At 72.3% G+C, this 12,834-nt stretch carries 13 protein-coding genes; 8 read left to right on the top strand and 5 right to left on the bottom strand.

Annotation, left to right across the window (positions count from 1 at the left end; all coding sequences use genetic code 11):
* The first annotated feature begins 16 nt into the window (after positions 1-16).
* On the top strand, positions 17-988 hold the full coding sequence (gene holA, locus KG102_RS11275; protein WP_372438329.1) for a DNA polymerase III subunit delta: 972 nt from the start codon (positions 17-19) through the stop codon (positions 986-988).
* A gap of 25 nt (positions 989-1,013) precedes the next feature.
* Here holA and KG102_RS11270 read toward each other — a convergent pair whose 3' ends face one another.
* Both KG102_RS11270 and KG102_RS11265 read right to left on the bottom strand, forming a co-directional pair.
* On the bottom strand, positions 1,014-1,568 hold the full coding sequence (locus KG102_RS11270) for an EAL domain-containing protein (protein WP_208212631.1): 555 nt from the start codon (positions 1,566-1,568) through the stop codon (positions 1,014-1,016).
* A 159-nt stretch (positions 1,569-1,727) separates the two neighbouring features.
* Positions 1,728-2,456, bottom strand: coding sequence for an EAL domain-containing protein (locus tag KG102_RS11265; protein ID WP_208288810.1), 729 nt, complete (start codon positions 2,454-2,456; stop codon positions 1,728-1,730).
* A gap of 218 nt (positions 2,457-2,674) precedes the next feature.
* Between KG102_RS11265 and KG102_RS11260 the strand changes: the two genes are divergently transcribed.
* Entirely contained in the window at positions 2,675-2,815 is a 141-nt protein-coding gene (locus tag KG102_RS11260) for a hypothetical protein (protein WP_208211397.1), read from the top strand.
* Between the two features lie 79 nt (positions 2,816-2,894).
* Complete coding sequence (locus tag KG102_RS11255; protein WP_208211394.1) at positions 2,895-4,217, top strand: helix-turn-helix domain-containing protein; 1,323 nt, start codon at positions 2,895-2,897, stop codon at positions 4,215-4,217.
* 193 nt (positions 4,218-4,410) lie between these two features.
* Here the strand turns inward: KG102_RS11255 and rpsT are convergent, their stop codons facing one another.
* Both rpsT and KG102_RS11245 read right to left on the bottom strand, forming a co-directional pair.
* The gene (rpsT, locus tag KG102_RS11250) at positions 4,411-4,671 is read right to left on the bottom strand and encodes a 30S ribosomal protein S20 (protein ID WP_208211393.1); all 261 of its coding nucleotides are present in this window, start codon (positions 4,669-4,671) and stop codon (positions 4,411-4,413) included.
* Between the two features lie 181 nt (positions 4,672-4,852).
* The gene (locus KG102_RS11245; protein WP_208288812.1) at positions 4,853-5,383 is read right to left on the bottom strand and encodes a type II toxin-antitoxin system PemK/MazF family toxin; all 531 of its coding nucleotides are present in this window, start codon (positions 5,381-5,383) and stop codon (positions 4,853-4,855) included.
* 96 nt (positions 5,384-5,479) lie between these two features.
* On the opposite strand from KG102_RS11245, the gene KG102_RS11240 reads away from it, so the two are divergent.
* Genes KG102_RS11240 through KG102_RS11230 form a run of 3 tightly spaced genes read left to right on the top strand, consistent with a single transcriptional unit; the run spans position 5,480 to position 8,843 of the window.
* Entirely contained in the window at positions 5,480-7,084 is a 1,605-nt protein-coding gene (locus KG102_RS11240; protein ID WP_208211389.1) for a circularly permuted type 2 ATP-grasp protein, read from the top strand.
* Positions 7,078-8,007 (top strand): alpha-E domain-containing protein, encoded by a 930-nt coding sequence (locus tag KG102_RS11235; protein ID WP_208211387.1) that lies wholly within the window; start codon positions 7,078-7,080, stop codon positions 8,005-8,007. The genes KG102_RS11240 and KG102_RS11235 overlap by 7 nt, the downstream gene beginning before the upstream one ends.
* Positions 8,004-8,843 (top strand): transglutaminase family protein, encoded by an 840-nt coding sequence (locus tag KG102_RS11230; protein WP_208211385.1) that lies wholly within the window; start codon positions 8,004-8,006, stop codon positions 8,841-8,843. Before KG102_RS11235 ends, KG102_RS11230 begins: the two co-directional genes overlap by 4 nt.
* A 4-nt stretch (positions 8,844-8,847) precedes the next feature.
* Here KG102_RS11230 and KG102_RS11225 read toward each other — a convergent pair whose 3' ends face one another.
* The gene (locus KG102_RS11225; protein WP_208288814.1) at positions 8,848-9,561 is read right to left on the bottom strand and encodes a maleylpyruvate isomerase family mycothiol-dependent enzyme; all 714 of its coding nucleotides are present in this window, start codon (positions 9,559-9,561) and stop codon (positions 8,848-8,850) included.
* Positions 9,562-9,673: 112 nt separating this feature from the next.
* Between KG102_RS11225 and lepA the strand changes: the two genes are divergently transcribed.
* On the top strand, positions 9,674-11,554 hold the full coding sequence (gene lepA / locus KG102_RS11220; RefSeq protein WP_307802346.1) for a translation elongation factor 4: 1,881 nt from the start codon (positions 9,674-9,676) through the stop codon (positions 11,552-11,554).
* A gap of 7 nt (positions 11,555-11,561) precedes the next feature.
* Positions 11,562-12,779 carry a radical SAM family heme chaperone HemW gene (gene hemW, locus KG102_RS11215; RefSeq protein WP_208288816.1) on the top strand — a complete coding sequence of 406 codons (1,218 nt, stop codon included), beginning with the start codon at positions 11,562-11,564 and terminating at the stop codon, positions 12,777-12,779.
* The last annotated feature ends 55 nt before the right edge of the window (positions 12,780-12,834 follow it).

Raw genomic sequence — 12,834 nt, 5'->3', positions numbered from 1 at the left:
CACCGCTCGGGGCACGGTGGGCGTGTCGTGGGAGGCGGTCGAGCTGGCGCCGGTGATCCTGGTGAGCGGTGCCGAGGCGCTGCTCGCGGACCGGGCCGTCGACCGGGTCGTGTCCCTGGCGCGCGCCGCGGACCCGGACGTCGAGGTCACCCGGCTCGACGCCGGCGAGTACGCCGCGGGGACGCTCGGCGTGGTCACCAGCCCGTCGTTGTTCGCGGAGGACAAGGTCGTCGTGGTCGACGGGCTGGAACGTGCGGGGGAGGAGCTGATCGACGACGTCACCGCCTACCTCGCCGCACCGCCCGGTGACGTCGTCCTCGTCGTGCGGCACGCCGGTGGGCAGCGCGGCAAGAAGCTGCTCGACGCCCTGCGCGCCTCCGGCGCCCCGACGGTGGCGTGCGACGTCATCAAGTCCGACGCGGACAAGAGCGCGTTCGTCTCCGCCGAGCTGCGGCGAGCCGGCCGCCGGGCGGACGGGCAGGCGGTCAGAGCACTCGTCGACGCCGTGGGCAGCGACCTGCGCGAGCTCGCCTCTTCCTGCGCGCAGCTCGTCGCCGACACCACCGGGCTGATCGGTCCCGACGTCGTCGAGCGGTACTACGGAGGGCGCATCGAGGCGACCGGGTTCCGGGTCGCCGACGCCGCGGTCGCCGGTCAGTCCGGCCAGGCGGTGGCGCTGCTGCGGCACGCCCTTGCCACCGGTGTGGACCCCGTGCCGATCGTCGCCGCCCTGGCGGCGAAGCTGCGGGTACTGGCCAAGGTGGCGGCGGTACGCGGCCGCGGGGCCGGCGCCGTGCGGGACCTGGGGCTGGCGCCGTGGCAGACGGACCGGGCGATGTCGGACCTGCGCCGATGGACGCCGGAGGGCCTCGCGAGCGCGATCAGCGCCGTGGCCCAGGCGGATGCCGAGGTCAAGGGCGAGGGGCGCGACCCGCGGTTCGCGGTCGAGCGCGCCGTGCTCCGCGTCGCGGGGGCGGTCGGGGCCTGACGGTCGGGCCCGTGCGCGGATCGGGCTAGGAGCGCTCGGTCACGGCGGGACCGAGCAGGTCGCCCTGCATGAAGTCGAAGCCCCAGGCGCGGCACTCCTCGACCAGGAGCGAGTCGGAGACCCGCTCGGCCACGAGCCGAGCACCGTGACGGCGCGCCAGCTGCACGAGGCCCGCGCCCTGCCGCCGCACGTCGCGGCAGTCGAGCTTGACGAAGTCGGCGTACGGCATCATCTTCACCTGGTCCGCGTCGCCGACGAAGTCGTCGATCGCGATGCGGTACCCCCGCTGCCGCAGGCGCTGCAGTCCGGCCAGCACGGCGTCGTCTGCCCTGACGGACTCGACGACCTCGAGCACGAGGCGGCCGGGGTGCGCGGGCAGGGGACGGTCGTTCACCAGGAACGAGCGGGTGATGTTCACGAACGCGAAGGTGGTGTCGGCGGGAGGCCCGTCGCCGAAGAGGACGTCGAGCACCATCGCCGTGGCCACGTCCTGGCGGTCGGAACGCCACCGGTCGACCTGCGCGGGGAGGCCGTCGCGGGACCGGTAGAGGAACTCGTTGCCGAAGAGCTGGCCGTCCATTGTCCAGATGGGCTGGCGCGCGATGGGCAGTCGGGCGGGCGCGGCTGGGGCGACGACGGGCGGGGTCACACCGGATGAGAGGGGCACGTGAGCGATCCATGACGCCCGTTCACCCGAGTGGCGCAATGGGCTGTGACGGTGTGGGCGCGGAGCGGGCGGCTACAGGCTGACACGACGCGCACTCGCCCGGTCGAGCACCCCGGCGCGCTCGAGCAGGTTTCCCTGGAACAGGGTGAAGCCGAGGTCGCGGGCGTGGCGCAGGGTGTCGGTGCTCTCGACGTACTCGGCGACGAGCAGCGCGCCGTACGACCGCGCGAGGTGCACCACCGGTGGGCCCTCGACGTCGAGGTCCCGGACGTCGATCTTGACGAAGTCCGCGTGCGGCAGCAGGCGCCGCTGGTTCGGGTTGCTCACGAAGGACGGGACGGCGACGCGGAACCCCTCCTCGCGCAGCCGGCGGATGCCGGACAGCACCGCCGAGTCGACCGTGACCGCGTCGTTCACCTCGATGACCAGGCGGTCCGGCCGGCGCGGGATGGGCAGCTCGCCCACCAGGTACGCCCGCGGGCACCGGACGAACAGGAGCCGGCCGTGCGCCACGTGCTCCAGGTCGGCCCGGCCGAACGTGGCTCCGAACACGTGCGCGGTGGCCCGTTCGTGCTGGTGGGAGCTCCACGAGACGGCGGCCGCGGTGTGCTGGTCCGGGGACCGGAACGACAGCTGGTAGGCGAACGGACGGCCGTGCTCGGAGAAGATCCCCTGCCGGGCGACGAGCACGGGCTCGTGGGAGATGCGCTGCGCCCACTCCTGCCGCAGGGCAGCGGGGATGGCGTCCTCCACCGCGGCTGCAAGCTGTGCGAGCCGCCCGTCGGCGTCGTCGGGTGTCATGGGATCTATGACACCACACGTTGCAATCTGTGAACGAACCTGGCGCGGGTGGAATTTTTGGGACCCCGTAGCGCCCCGGCTCGTCGTAGAGTGCCTCCCGCACGGTCCATTCACTCGTTCGGTCACGGACTGGTGGGTAAGCGCAGACAGGATGCAGCCGTGCGCGCCATCATGGGCACCAACCTGAACCTCGGCATGACTGACAAGGAGCCCCTCCCATGCGCAAGTCCCTCAAGTCCGCGTTCGTCGTCCTCACCGTGCTCGGCTCGCTGGCGGTCCTGCCCAGCTCGGCGCTCGCCGACGGCGGCATCTCCGTGTTCTCCGGCGGCGCCTCCGGCTGCTGCAAGACGATCAACTGACACTTCACCCATTCGCGGCGGACACGCCGATTTGTGGGGGTGGCGCAACGGGGGGGCGTCACACATAGAATGACTGACCATGACCACGATTGCTGACCGGGTGCGTGACGCCCGGCTCGCTGCTGGGCTCTCCCAGACCTCGCTCGCGGGATCTGCCTTCTCGCCCAGCTACATCTCCTTGATCGAGGCGGGTCACCGGGAACCGACCGACTCCGCGCTCGCCGTGCTGGCTACCCGCCTGGGCACGACACTCGAGTACCTGAAGCACGGCGAGGACGGTCCCAACGAGGCGCGTACGCGGCTCGAGATCGACTACGCGAAGCTGGACATGTCCCAGGGCGACGCCGCCGGGGCCAGGAACCGGCTCGAATCACTCGATCTCGAGATCGTCTCCCCGGCGGTGCGGGTCGATGCGCTGACCACGCTGGCGCACGCCTTCGAGGTGCTCGGTGACCTGGAGGCGGCAGTCGCGATCCTCGAGCCGCTGCTGGCGGACGCGCGGGGTCGCTCGCACCACGTCGAGTCCGCCAAGATCGCGAACGCTCTCGTGGCGGCGTACCTCGAGGCCGGCGACCTGCACCGCAGCATCGAGGTCGGCGAGCGCACGCTCGACGAGCTCGAGGCGGCCGACCTCAGCGGCACCGACGAGCACCTGCGCCTCGCCTCGACGGTCCTGTGGGCCTACGTCGAGCGTGGCGACCTCCTGTACGCGACGCACCGGGCGGCCGAGCTGGTCCGTCTCGCGGAGTCGCTGGGGACGCCCCGCGGGCGGGGGAGCGTCTACTGGAACGCCGGGCTCGTCGCTGAGCAGCGGCGGGACTACGAGCTCGCGCAGCGGTACACGGAGCGCGCGCTCGCACTGCTGTCGGAAGGGCAGGCCGACCGCGACCTGCCCCGGCTCCGCCTGAACTACGCGTGGCTCCTGCTGCGCTCCGACCCGGTGGACCCGCGGGCCGCGCTGGACCAGATCGAGCTCGCGACCCCCGGCCTGAAGGTCTTCGGCTCCGAGCACGACCTCGCGCGGGTCGACGTCGAGAGCTCGCGCGCGCACCTCCTGCTCGGAGACGTGGATGCGGCGGAGCGCTTCGCGCTGTCGGCGCTCGAGCGGCTCGGCGACCCGCCGCGACTCGAGACGGCGTTCGCCCAGCTGTCGCGCGGCGACGCGCTGCACGCCCGGGGTGACGTCGTGGGCGCGGCTCAGGCGTACGAGTCGGCCGCGGACCTGCTCGGGATGATGTCGGCGTCGCGTCCGTCGGCCTCGGCCTGGCGCGACCTGGGCGACCGGTACGCGATGCACGGCGACAGCGCCGCGGCGGCCCAGGCGTACGACCGGGCACTGCGGGAGGCGGGCTTCCGTCCGACGATCCCGCTCAGCTCGTGGGAGACCTGGTCGCTGATCTGACCGAGCGAGCTGATCCGACCGACCGAACAGCGAAGGCGTCACCCCTCTGGGGTGGCGCCTTCGCTGTTGTCCGGCTGCCCGCGTCGGGATGCGGGCCGCGGACGACGAAAGGCGTCACCCGAGGGTGACGCCTTTCGTCGATGCTTCGTACGCCTCATGCGGTCACGGCGGGCCGTGACGCGCTAGCGGCTGGTCAGAGCGCGCCGACCGACTTCGCCAGCGCCGACTTCTTGTTGGCGGCCTGGTTCTCGTGGATGACGCCCTTGGAGACGGCCTTGTCGAGCTTGCGCGACGCGGCGACGAGAGCCGTCGAAGCGGCCTCCTTGTCGCCACCGGCGACGGCCTCGCGGACACGACGGATGTGCGTCTTGAGCTCGGACTTCACCGCCTTGTTGCGCAGGCGCGCCTTCTCGTTGGTGGTGATGCGCTTGATCTGAGACTTGATGTTGGCCACGTGTGGACTCTCTTGTGCGTTCGCCGAAGCGATCTGACAGGTCTAGAGGGCGCGCACAGCTCCGGGACTAGGGCGTGGGGGTACCCGTGGAGAGGAGCTGGGCTTGTGCCCGCCGACCCGGGCGGACACGCGAATGGCAATGCTATCAGGCGAGAGGCCGCCGACCGAACCCCAGATCGCGTCACCATCCCTGGGCGCGCCGCAGCGCCACGGCGACGGTGTCGAACAGCTGCCGGTCCACACGTGCGCCCTCGCGGCGGACGGCGGACGGGTGCAGCCGGAGCACCCGGTCGAGGCGCACCTCGCTGGGACGCCGCCGCGAGTCCCACGCGCCGGTGCCGATGTCCATCCACACCCGGCCGTGGCGGGCCTCGAGGGCCGCGTCGCGCGAGTGGTCCTTGCTCGTGAGCATCAGGGCCAGGAGGTCCGCGGACGCCCGGCCGATGACGAGCGCCGGCCGGTCCTTTCCCTTGCTCGGGTCGTCCTCGAACGGCACCCAGGCCCAGACGATCTCCCCGGGATCGGCGTCGCCGTCCGGTGCGGGGGCGTACTCGAGCTGAACGGGTTCTCGATGGTCCGGCAGCACTGTCCGGTCCGGCAGCACAGTCCGGTCCGGCAAGGTCCGGTCCGGCGCCGGTCGGGTCGGGCGGGCGAGGTGGGCGACGCGGTCGCGAAACGCGCGCCGCACGCGGGTCCAGCGGCTGGTCGTCACGGGGGCGACGGTACCGGGAGTGCAGGTGGGCGGCCCGACCCGCCGGTGCGTCGCTACGTAACGCGGCGTTATCACCGGGCGGATACTGTCCGGATCATGGCCCACCTGTTCGACGACTATCCCACCGGTCCGGCGTGGGACGAGATGATGGATCCCGACAGTGGCGGCTCCCTCCCGGCGTACTCGGGACTGCACCGCGCCCTGGCGAAGCTGAGTGCCGGCGAGCTGCGTGCGCGCGCCGAGACCCTTGCCCGGTCGTACCTGGCGCAGGGCGTCACGTTCGACTTCGCGGGTGAGGAGCGGCCGTTCCCGCTCGACGTCGTCCCGCGCGTGCTGGCCGGTGACGAGTGGGAGCACGTGGCGCCCGGGGTCGCGCAGCGGGTGCGGGCGCTCGAGGCGTTCCTGGCCGATGTCTACGGTCCGCAGCGGGCCATCGCGGACGGGGTGATCCCGCGCCGCGTCGTCGTCTCGTCGACCAACTTCCTGCGCGCCGCCCGCGGCATCAACCCGCCGAACGGCGTGCGCGTCCACGTGTCGGGCATCGACCTGGTCCGCGACAGCCTCGGCGGGTGGCGCGTGCTCGAGGACAACGTGCGCGTGCCCAGCGGGGTGAGCTACGTCCTGTCCAACAGGCGGGCGATGGCGCAGACCTTCCCCGAGCTGTTCGCCGCACTGCGGATCCGCCCCGTCGCGGACTACCCGCGGCGGCTGCTCTCCGCGCTGACCGCGGCGGCGCCGGCGGGCGTCGACGAGCCGACCGTCGTCGTGCTCACGCCGGGCGTCTTCAACAGCGCGTACTACGAGCACTCGCTGCTGGCCCGGATGATGGGCGTCGAGCTGGTCGAGGGCCGTGACCTGTCCTGCTCGGGCGGTCGCGTCTGGATGCGGACCACGCAGGGCCGCCGACGGGTCGACGTCATCTACCGACGGGTCGACGACGACTTCCTCGATCCCGTGGTCTTCCGCAACGACTCCTACCTCGGCAGCCCCGGGCTCATGACCTGCGCGCGCAACGGCACCGTGACCATCGCGAACGCCGTGGGCAACGGCGTCGCCGACGACAAGCTGGTCTACACGTACGTGCCCGACCTCATCCGGTACTACCTGAGCGAGCAGCCGATCCTGCGCAACGTCGACACCTGGCGGCTCGAGGAGCCGGACGCGCTCGAGGAGGTGCTGGACCGGCTCGACGAGCTCGTCGTCAAGCCGGTCGACGGGTCGGGGGGCAAGGGGCTGGTCGTGGGCCCCAAGGCCTCTGCGGCCGAGCTCGCGACGCTCAAGGTCCGGCTCCGCGACGACCCCCGCGGGTGGATCGCGCAGCCGGTCGTGCAGCTGTCGACCATTCCCACCCTGGTGGAGGACGGCCTGCGGCCGCGGCACACCGACCTGCGTCCGTTCGCGGTGAACGACGGGGAGTCGGTGTTCGTCCTGCCCGGCGGGCTGACCCGGGTGGCGCTGCCGGAGGGGGAGCTGGTCGTCAACTCCTCCCAGGGCGGCGGGTCCAAGGACACGTGGGTGCTCGGCGGCGCGGTGCCCCGCCGGGCGGTGCGTCACGAGTCCGACCTGCCCAAGGCCGTCGCGCAGGATGCCGCCGTGCCCATCGAGTCCAACCCCAACGACGTGCGCGCCCAGGTGATGCAGCAGCAGCAGGGCCGCACGGTCACCACCACTGCCACGACCGACGGAGGTGTCGCGTGCTGAGCCGCATCGCCGAGTCGCTGTTCTGGATCGGCCGGTACGTCGAGCGGGCGGACGACACCGCGCGGCTGCTCGACGTGCACGTTCAGATCCTGCTCGAGGACCCGTGGGCGGAGGAAGACCTCGCCTGCCGGTCGCTGCTGTCCGTGATGGACCGCGCCGCTCCGCCGGCGGACGTCCTGGTGGGCCGGGAGTCCGTGCTCGACATGCTGGCGTACGACCGGTTCGCGCCGTCGTCCATCGCCGGGTCGCTGGTCTCCGCGCGCGAGAACGCCCGACGGGCCAGGGAGATCATCTCGACCGAGCTGTGGGAGTGCCTGAACGCCACCTGGAACCAGCTCCCGTCGCACATGCGGCCCGCGCGGCCGCACGACTACTTCACCTGGGTGCGGGAGCGCGCAGCGATCGTCGCCGGGATCATGGACTCGGCGACGCCCCGCGACGACACGTGGAACTTCATGGTGCTCGGGCGCTCGATCGAGCGGGCGGACATGACCGCTCGCCTGCTCACCACCCGCGCGCTCGCGGGGTCGGCGGGACCGAGCTGGACCACGCTGCTGCGGTCCTGCGGTGCCCACGAGGCGTTCCTTCGGATGTACCGCGGTGCGGCGTCCGACGAGCGTGCCGCCGGCTTCCTGCTGACGGACCGGCTGTTCCCGCGGTCCATCGTGTTCGCGCTCAACCAGGCGGAGGCCTGCCTCGCCAACCTGGAGGGGACCTCCGACCGTGCGGCGGTGGACGACGCGCGGCGGCACATCGGCTACGTGCGGACCAACCTGGAGTACCGACCGCTGATCGAGGTGCTCGACACGCTCCCCAAGGAGATGGAGCGGGTGCAGCGCGCCTGCTCGGCGGCCTCGGACGCGATCCGGGGGCGGTACTTCCCGAGCGCGTCGTCGACCAACTGGGTGGGGGAGGCGCTGTGAGCCGGCTGCGGGTGGTGCACACGTCGACGTTCCGGTACGGGAGCGCGGTGGTGGCGTCGTACAACGAGGCGCGCATGACGCCGTACTCCCAGCAGGGGCAGACGGTGCTGGAGACGAAGCTCGACGTCCAGCCGAGCACGGGGTGGCACGAGTACCGCGACTACTGGGGGACGGCGGTCACCGCGTTCGAGGTGCTCACCCCGCACGAGTCCATGGTGATCACGGCCGAGCACCTGGTCGAGGTGGCCGAGCGCGGCCCGGTGCGGTCGCCGGCCGGGTGGGAGACGCTGCGCGGCGCCGAGCTGCGTGACCGGCTGGCCGAGTTCCTCGCCGACACGCCCACGACCGCGCCGCCCGAGGAGGTGGCCGAGCTGGCCCGGCGCGCGGCGGACGGCCTGGATCCGGCCGATGCGGCGCTCGCGGTCTCCACCGCCCTGCGCGACGAGATGGAGTACATCCCCGGCGTCACCACCGTGCACTCGCCGGCGTCGGAGGCGTGGGCCGCGCGGGCGGGGGTGTGCCAGGACCTCGCTCACGTCGTCGTGGGTGCCTTGCGGTCGATCGGGATCCCCGCGCGGTACGTCTCCGGCTACCTGCACCCCGACCGGGAGGCGGAGGTCGGCACGACGGTCGTGGGCGACTCGCACGCCTGGGTCGAGTGGTGGGTGGGCGAGTGGTTCGCGTACGACGTCACCAACCGCGTCGTCGCCGGCGACCACCACGTGGTGCTGGCCCGGGGACGGTGCTACGACGACGTGCCGCCGTTGCGCGGGATCTACGCCGGTGCGGGCACGCAGGCGGCGGAGGTCCAGGTGCGGATCACGCGGGAGGCCTGACGGGTCAGGGCGTCAGCCGTCGGCCCAGCGCCTCACGCAGGGCCGCGCCGTCGCCCGTCGTGCTCAGGCGGTCGTCCTGCGGCGTGGTGCGCCCCCACAGCAGCAGCGCCAGGGCTGCCGCGGGGCCGCTGACCGTCACAGCCGGGTCGACCCGGCTCGTCGCGCCCAGCAGCCACGTCCGGTCGACGTCCGGCGCCACCAGGGCGACGGGTGCGGGCAGCGCGTCCATGCGGCCCATCCGCTCCTGGCGGGGCTGCAGCACCGTGACGACCTCGTCGACGGTGTCGGCCCACAGCGTCGGCGCCGCCGCGAGGTCCAGGCGGCCCGCCGTGCGCAGGTCCCACAGGTGCACGAGCGTCTCGTGCGTCTGGCGGCGATGCCAGAACGACGCCGTCCCGGTGTCGTCGAGGGTCCACGCGGGTGTGTCCGGGCCGAGCGCCGTCAGGGTGTCGTGCAGCTCGGCGGCGCAGGTGGCGTAGAGGTCCTCGAGGTCGAACGGGCCGCGGCCCAGCGGCGTCTCCTGCCTGCGGCGGGCCTGCCCTGCGGCCCAGTGGTGGATGCGGGCGAGGTGGACGACCAGGTTCCGCACGCGCCAGCGGCCGCACCACGGGACGGGGGTGGTGGGGTCGACGAGCGGGATCGTGGCGAGGAAGTCCGCCTGCAGGGCGCCGAGCACCGACAGGAGGTCGGGCGGCGCATCGGCCCGGTCCGTGGTCATGGGACCATGGTGGGATAGACCACCGACGGCCGACAGGCAGTCACCGGTCACCGTTCGTCGGGAAGGCGCCAGCACGTGCGCTGCCCGACTCCGACGCCCAGGAGCAGTTCGCTTGTCCCCGATCCCGAGTGCAGCCGCGTCGTCGCGCATCCACCCCGCGGCCACCGCGCCCGAGCTGCTGCGCAACTTCTGCATCATCGCGCACATCGACCACGGCAAGTCGACGCTGGCCGACCGCATGCTGCAGCTCACCGGCGTGGTCGACTCGCGCGCCATGCGTGCGCAGTACCTGGACCGGATGGACATCGAGCGCGAGCGCGGCATCACCATCAAGTCGCAGGCCGTCCGCATGCCGTGGGGCGTCGGCGAGGACGCCTTCGCGCTGAACATGATCGACACCCCCGGGCACGTCGACTTCACCTACGAGGTGTCCCGGTCGCTGGCCGCCTGCGAGGGCGCCGTGCTGCTGGTCGACGCCGCGCAGGGCATCGAGGCCCAGACGCTGGCCAACCTGTACCTCGCCCTGGAGAACGACCTGACGGTCATCCCGGTGCTGAACAAGATCGACCTGCCAGCCGCTCAGCCCGAGCGGTACGCGGAGGAGCTGGCCAAGCTCATCGGCGGCGACCCGGAGGACTGCCTGCGGGTCTCCGGCAAGACCGGTGCCGGCGTCGAGCAGCTGCTGGACCGCATCGTCGAGCTCGTCCCGCCGCCCACGGGTGACGCGGACGCCCCCGCCCGCGCCATGATCTTCGACTCCGTGTACGACACCTACCGCGGCGTCGTCACCTACGTGCGGGTGGTCGACGGCAACCTGAACCCGCGCGAGAAGATCGTCATGATGTCGACGCGCGCGACCCACGAGCTGCTCGAGATCGGCGTCATCTCCCCGGAGCCGGTGCCCACCAAGGGGCTCGGTGTCGGCGAGGTCGGCTACCTGATCACGGGCGTGAAGGACGTGCGCCAGTCGAAGGTCGGTGACACGGTCACCAACGCCAGCAAGCCGGCCGCTTCGGCGCTGGGCGGGTACTCCGACCCCAAGCCGATGGTGTTCTCCGGCCTGTACCCGATCGACGGCACCGACTACCCGATCCTGCGCGACGCCCTCGACAAGCTGAAGCTCAACGACGCGGCGCTGAACTACGAGCCCGAGACCTCCGTCGCGCTGGGCTTCGGGTTCCGCGTCGGCTTCCTGGGCCTGCTGCACCTCGAGATCATCCGCGAGCGGCTGGAGCGCGAGTTCGACCTCGCCCTGATCTCGACCGCCCCGAACGTGGTCTACGAGGTCACGCTCGAGGACAAGAGCGTCGTCACGGTCACCAACCCGAGCGAGTTCCCCACGGGCAAGATCGGTGAGGTCCGTGAGCCGGTGGTCAAGGCCACGATCCTGGCGCCCAGCGAGTTCATCGGCGCGATCATGGAGCTGTGCCAGACCAAGCGCGGCGACCTGCAGGGCATGGACTACCTGTCCGAGGACCGCGTCGAGCTGCGCTACCTGCTGCCCATGGCCGAGATCGTGTTCGACTTCTTCGACCAGCTGAAGTCCAAGACCCGCGGGTACGCGAGCCTCGACTACGAGCGCGTCGGTGACCAGGTCGCGGACCTGGTGAAGGTCGACATCCTGCTGCAGGGCGAGACGGTCGACGCGTTCAGCGCGATCGTGCACCGCGACAAGGCCTACGCGTACGGCGTCATGATGACCGCCAAGCTCAAGGAGCTCATCCCGCGCCAGCAGTTCGAGGTGCCGATCCAGGCGGCCATCGGCGCCCGGATCATCGCCCGCGAGACCATCCGGGCCATCCGCAAGGACGTCCTGGCCAAGTGCTACGGCGGCGACATCACGCGTAAGCGCAAGCTGCTGGAGAAGCAGAAGGAGGGCAAGAAGCGCATGAAGACGATCGGCCGGGTCGACGTGCCGCAGGAGGCCTTCATCGCCGCGCTCTCCAGCGAGCCCGCGGGGTCGGCCGGCGGCAAGGACGCGAAGAAGAAGTGACCTGAGCATGGCAGCCCTGCCCGACGGCGACGCCGCTCCCGACGACGGCCGCCTGCCAGGCTCGGTGCGCGCGGGCGTCGCCGAGCGGGCGTTCGGCGTCTACCTGCACGTGCCGTTCTGCCGGGTGCGCTGCGGGTACTGCGACTTCAACACCTACACCGCGACCGAGCTGGGCGGCGGGGCGAACCAGCACGCCTACGCGGACACCGCGCTGCGGGAGATCGCCCTGGCGGCCGACGTCCTCGCGGACCTGCCGAGGCGGCCGGTGAGCACGGTCTTCGTCGGCGGCGGCACCCCCACCGTGCTGTCGGTGCCCGACCTGGCGCGGATGCTCGGCGGGGTCCGGGACGCGTGGGGCTTCGCCGACGACGTCGAGGTGACCACCGAGGCCAACCCCGACTCGGTCACGCCGCAGTCGCTGCAGGCGTTGGCCGACGCCGGCTTCACCCGCGTCTCCTTCGGCATGCAGTCGGCCGTCCCGCACGTCCTGGCGACCCTGGACCGCACCCACGACCCCCGACGGATCCCCGACGTCGTGCGCTGGGCGCGCGAGGCGGGGCTGGCGGTCTCGCTGGACCTCATCTACGGCACGCCGGGGGAGTCGCTCGACGACTGGCGCACCAGCGTCGAGGCGGCGCTCGCGACGGGCGTCGACCACGTGTCCGCCTACGCGCTCGTGGTCGAGCCCGGCACCCGGATGGCCGTGCAGGTGCGCCGCGGCGAGCTCGAGCTGCCGGACGGCGACGACCAGGCGGCCAAGTACGAGCTGGCGGACGACCTGTTCGAGGCGGCCGGCCTGCACTGGTACGAGGTCAGCAACTGGGCGCGGACGCCCGCGGACGCCTGCCGGCACAACCTCGCGTACTGGCGCGGCGACGACTGGTGGGGCGTCGGTCCCGGGGCGCACAGCCACGTGGGCGGCGTGCGCTGGTGGAACGTCAAGCACCCGCGCGCGTACGCCGACCGGCTCGACCGGGGGCTGAGCCCGGCGGCCGGGCGGGAGACGGTCAGCGGCGAGGGGGCTGTGCTCGAGCGGCTGATGCTCGGCCTGCGCCTGGCCGGGGGCCTGGCGCTCGACGACCTCCCGGTGCGGGCGCGCCCGGCGGTGGCCGGACTCGTCGCCGACGAGCTGGTGGACGGCCGCGCGGCGATCGGCGGGCGCGTCGTGCTGACCCGCCGCGGTCGGCTGCTCGCGGACGCGGTGGTCCGGGACCTGGCCGGCTGACGAGTCCTCGGGGCACCTCCACCCTGAGGTAGGCCGGTCTCCGTCCGACGGGGGT

It is taken from the genome of Cellulomonas fengjieae (assembly GCF_018388465.1).
Classification (GTDB): Bacteria; Actinomycetota; Actinomycetes; order Actinomycetales; family Cellulomonadaceae; genus Cellulomonas; species Cellulomonas fengjieae.
Note: the sequence above shows the minus strand (reverse complement) of the source record. Positions and strands in the feature narration are given on the sequence as shown.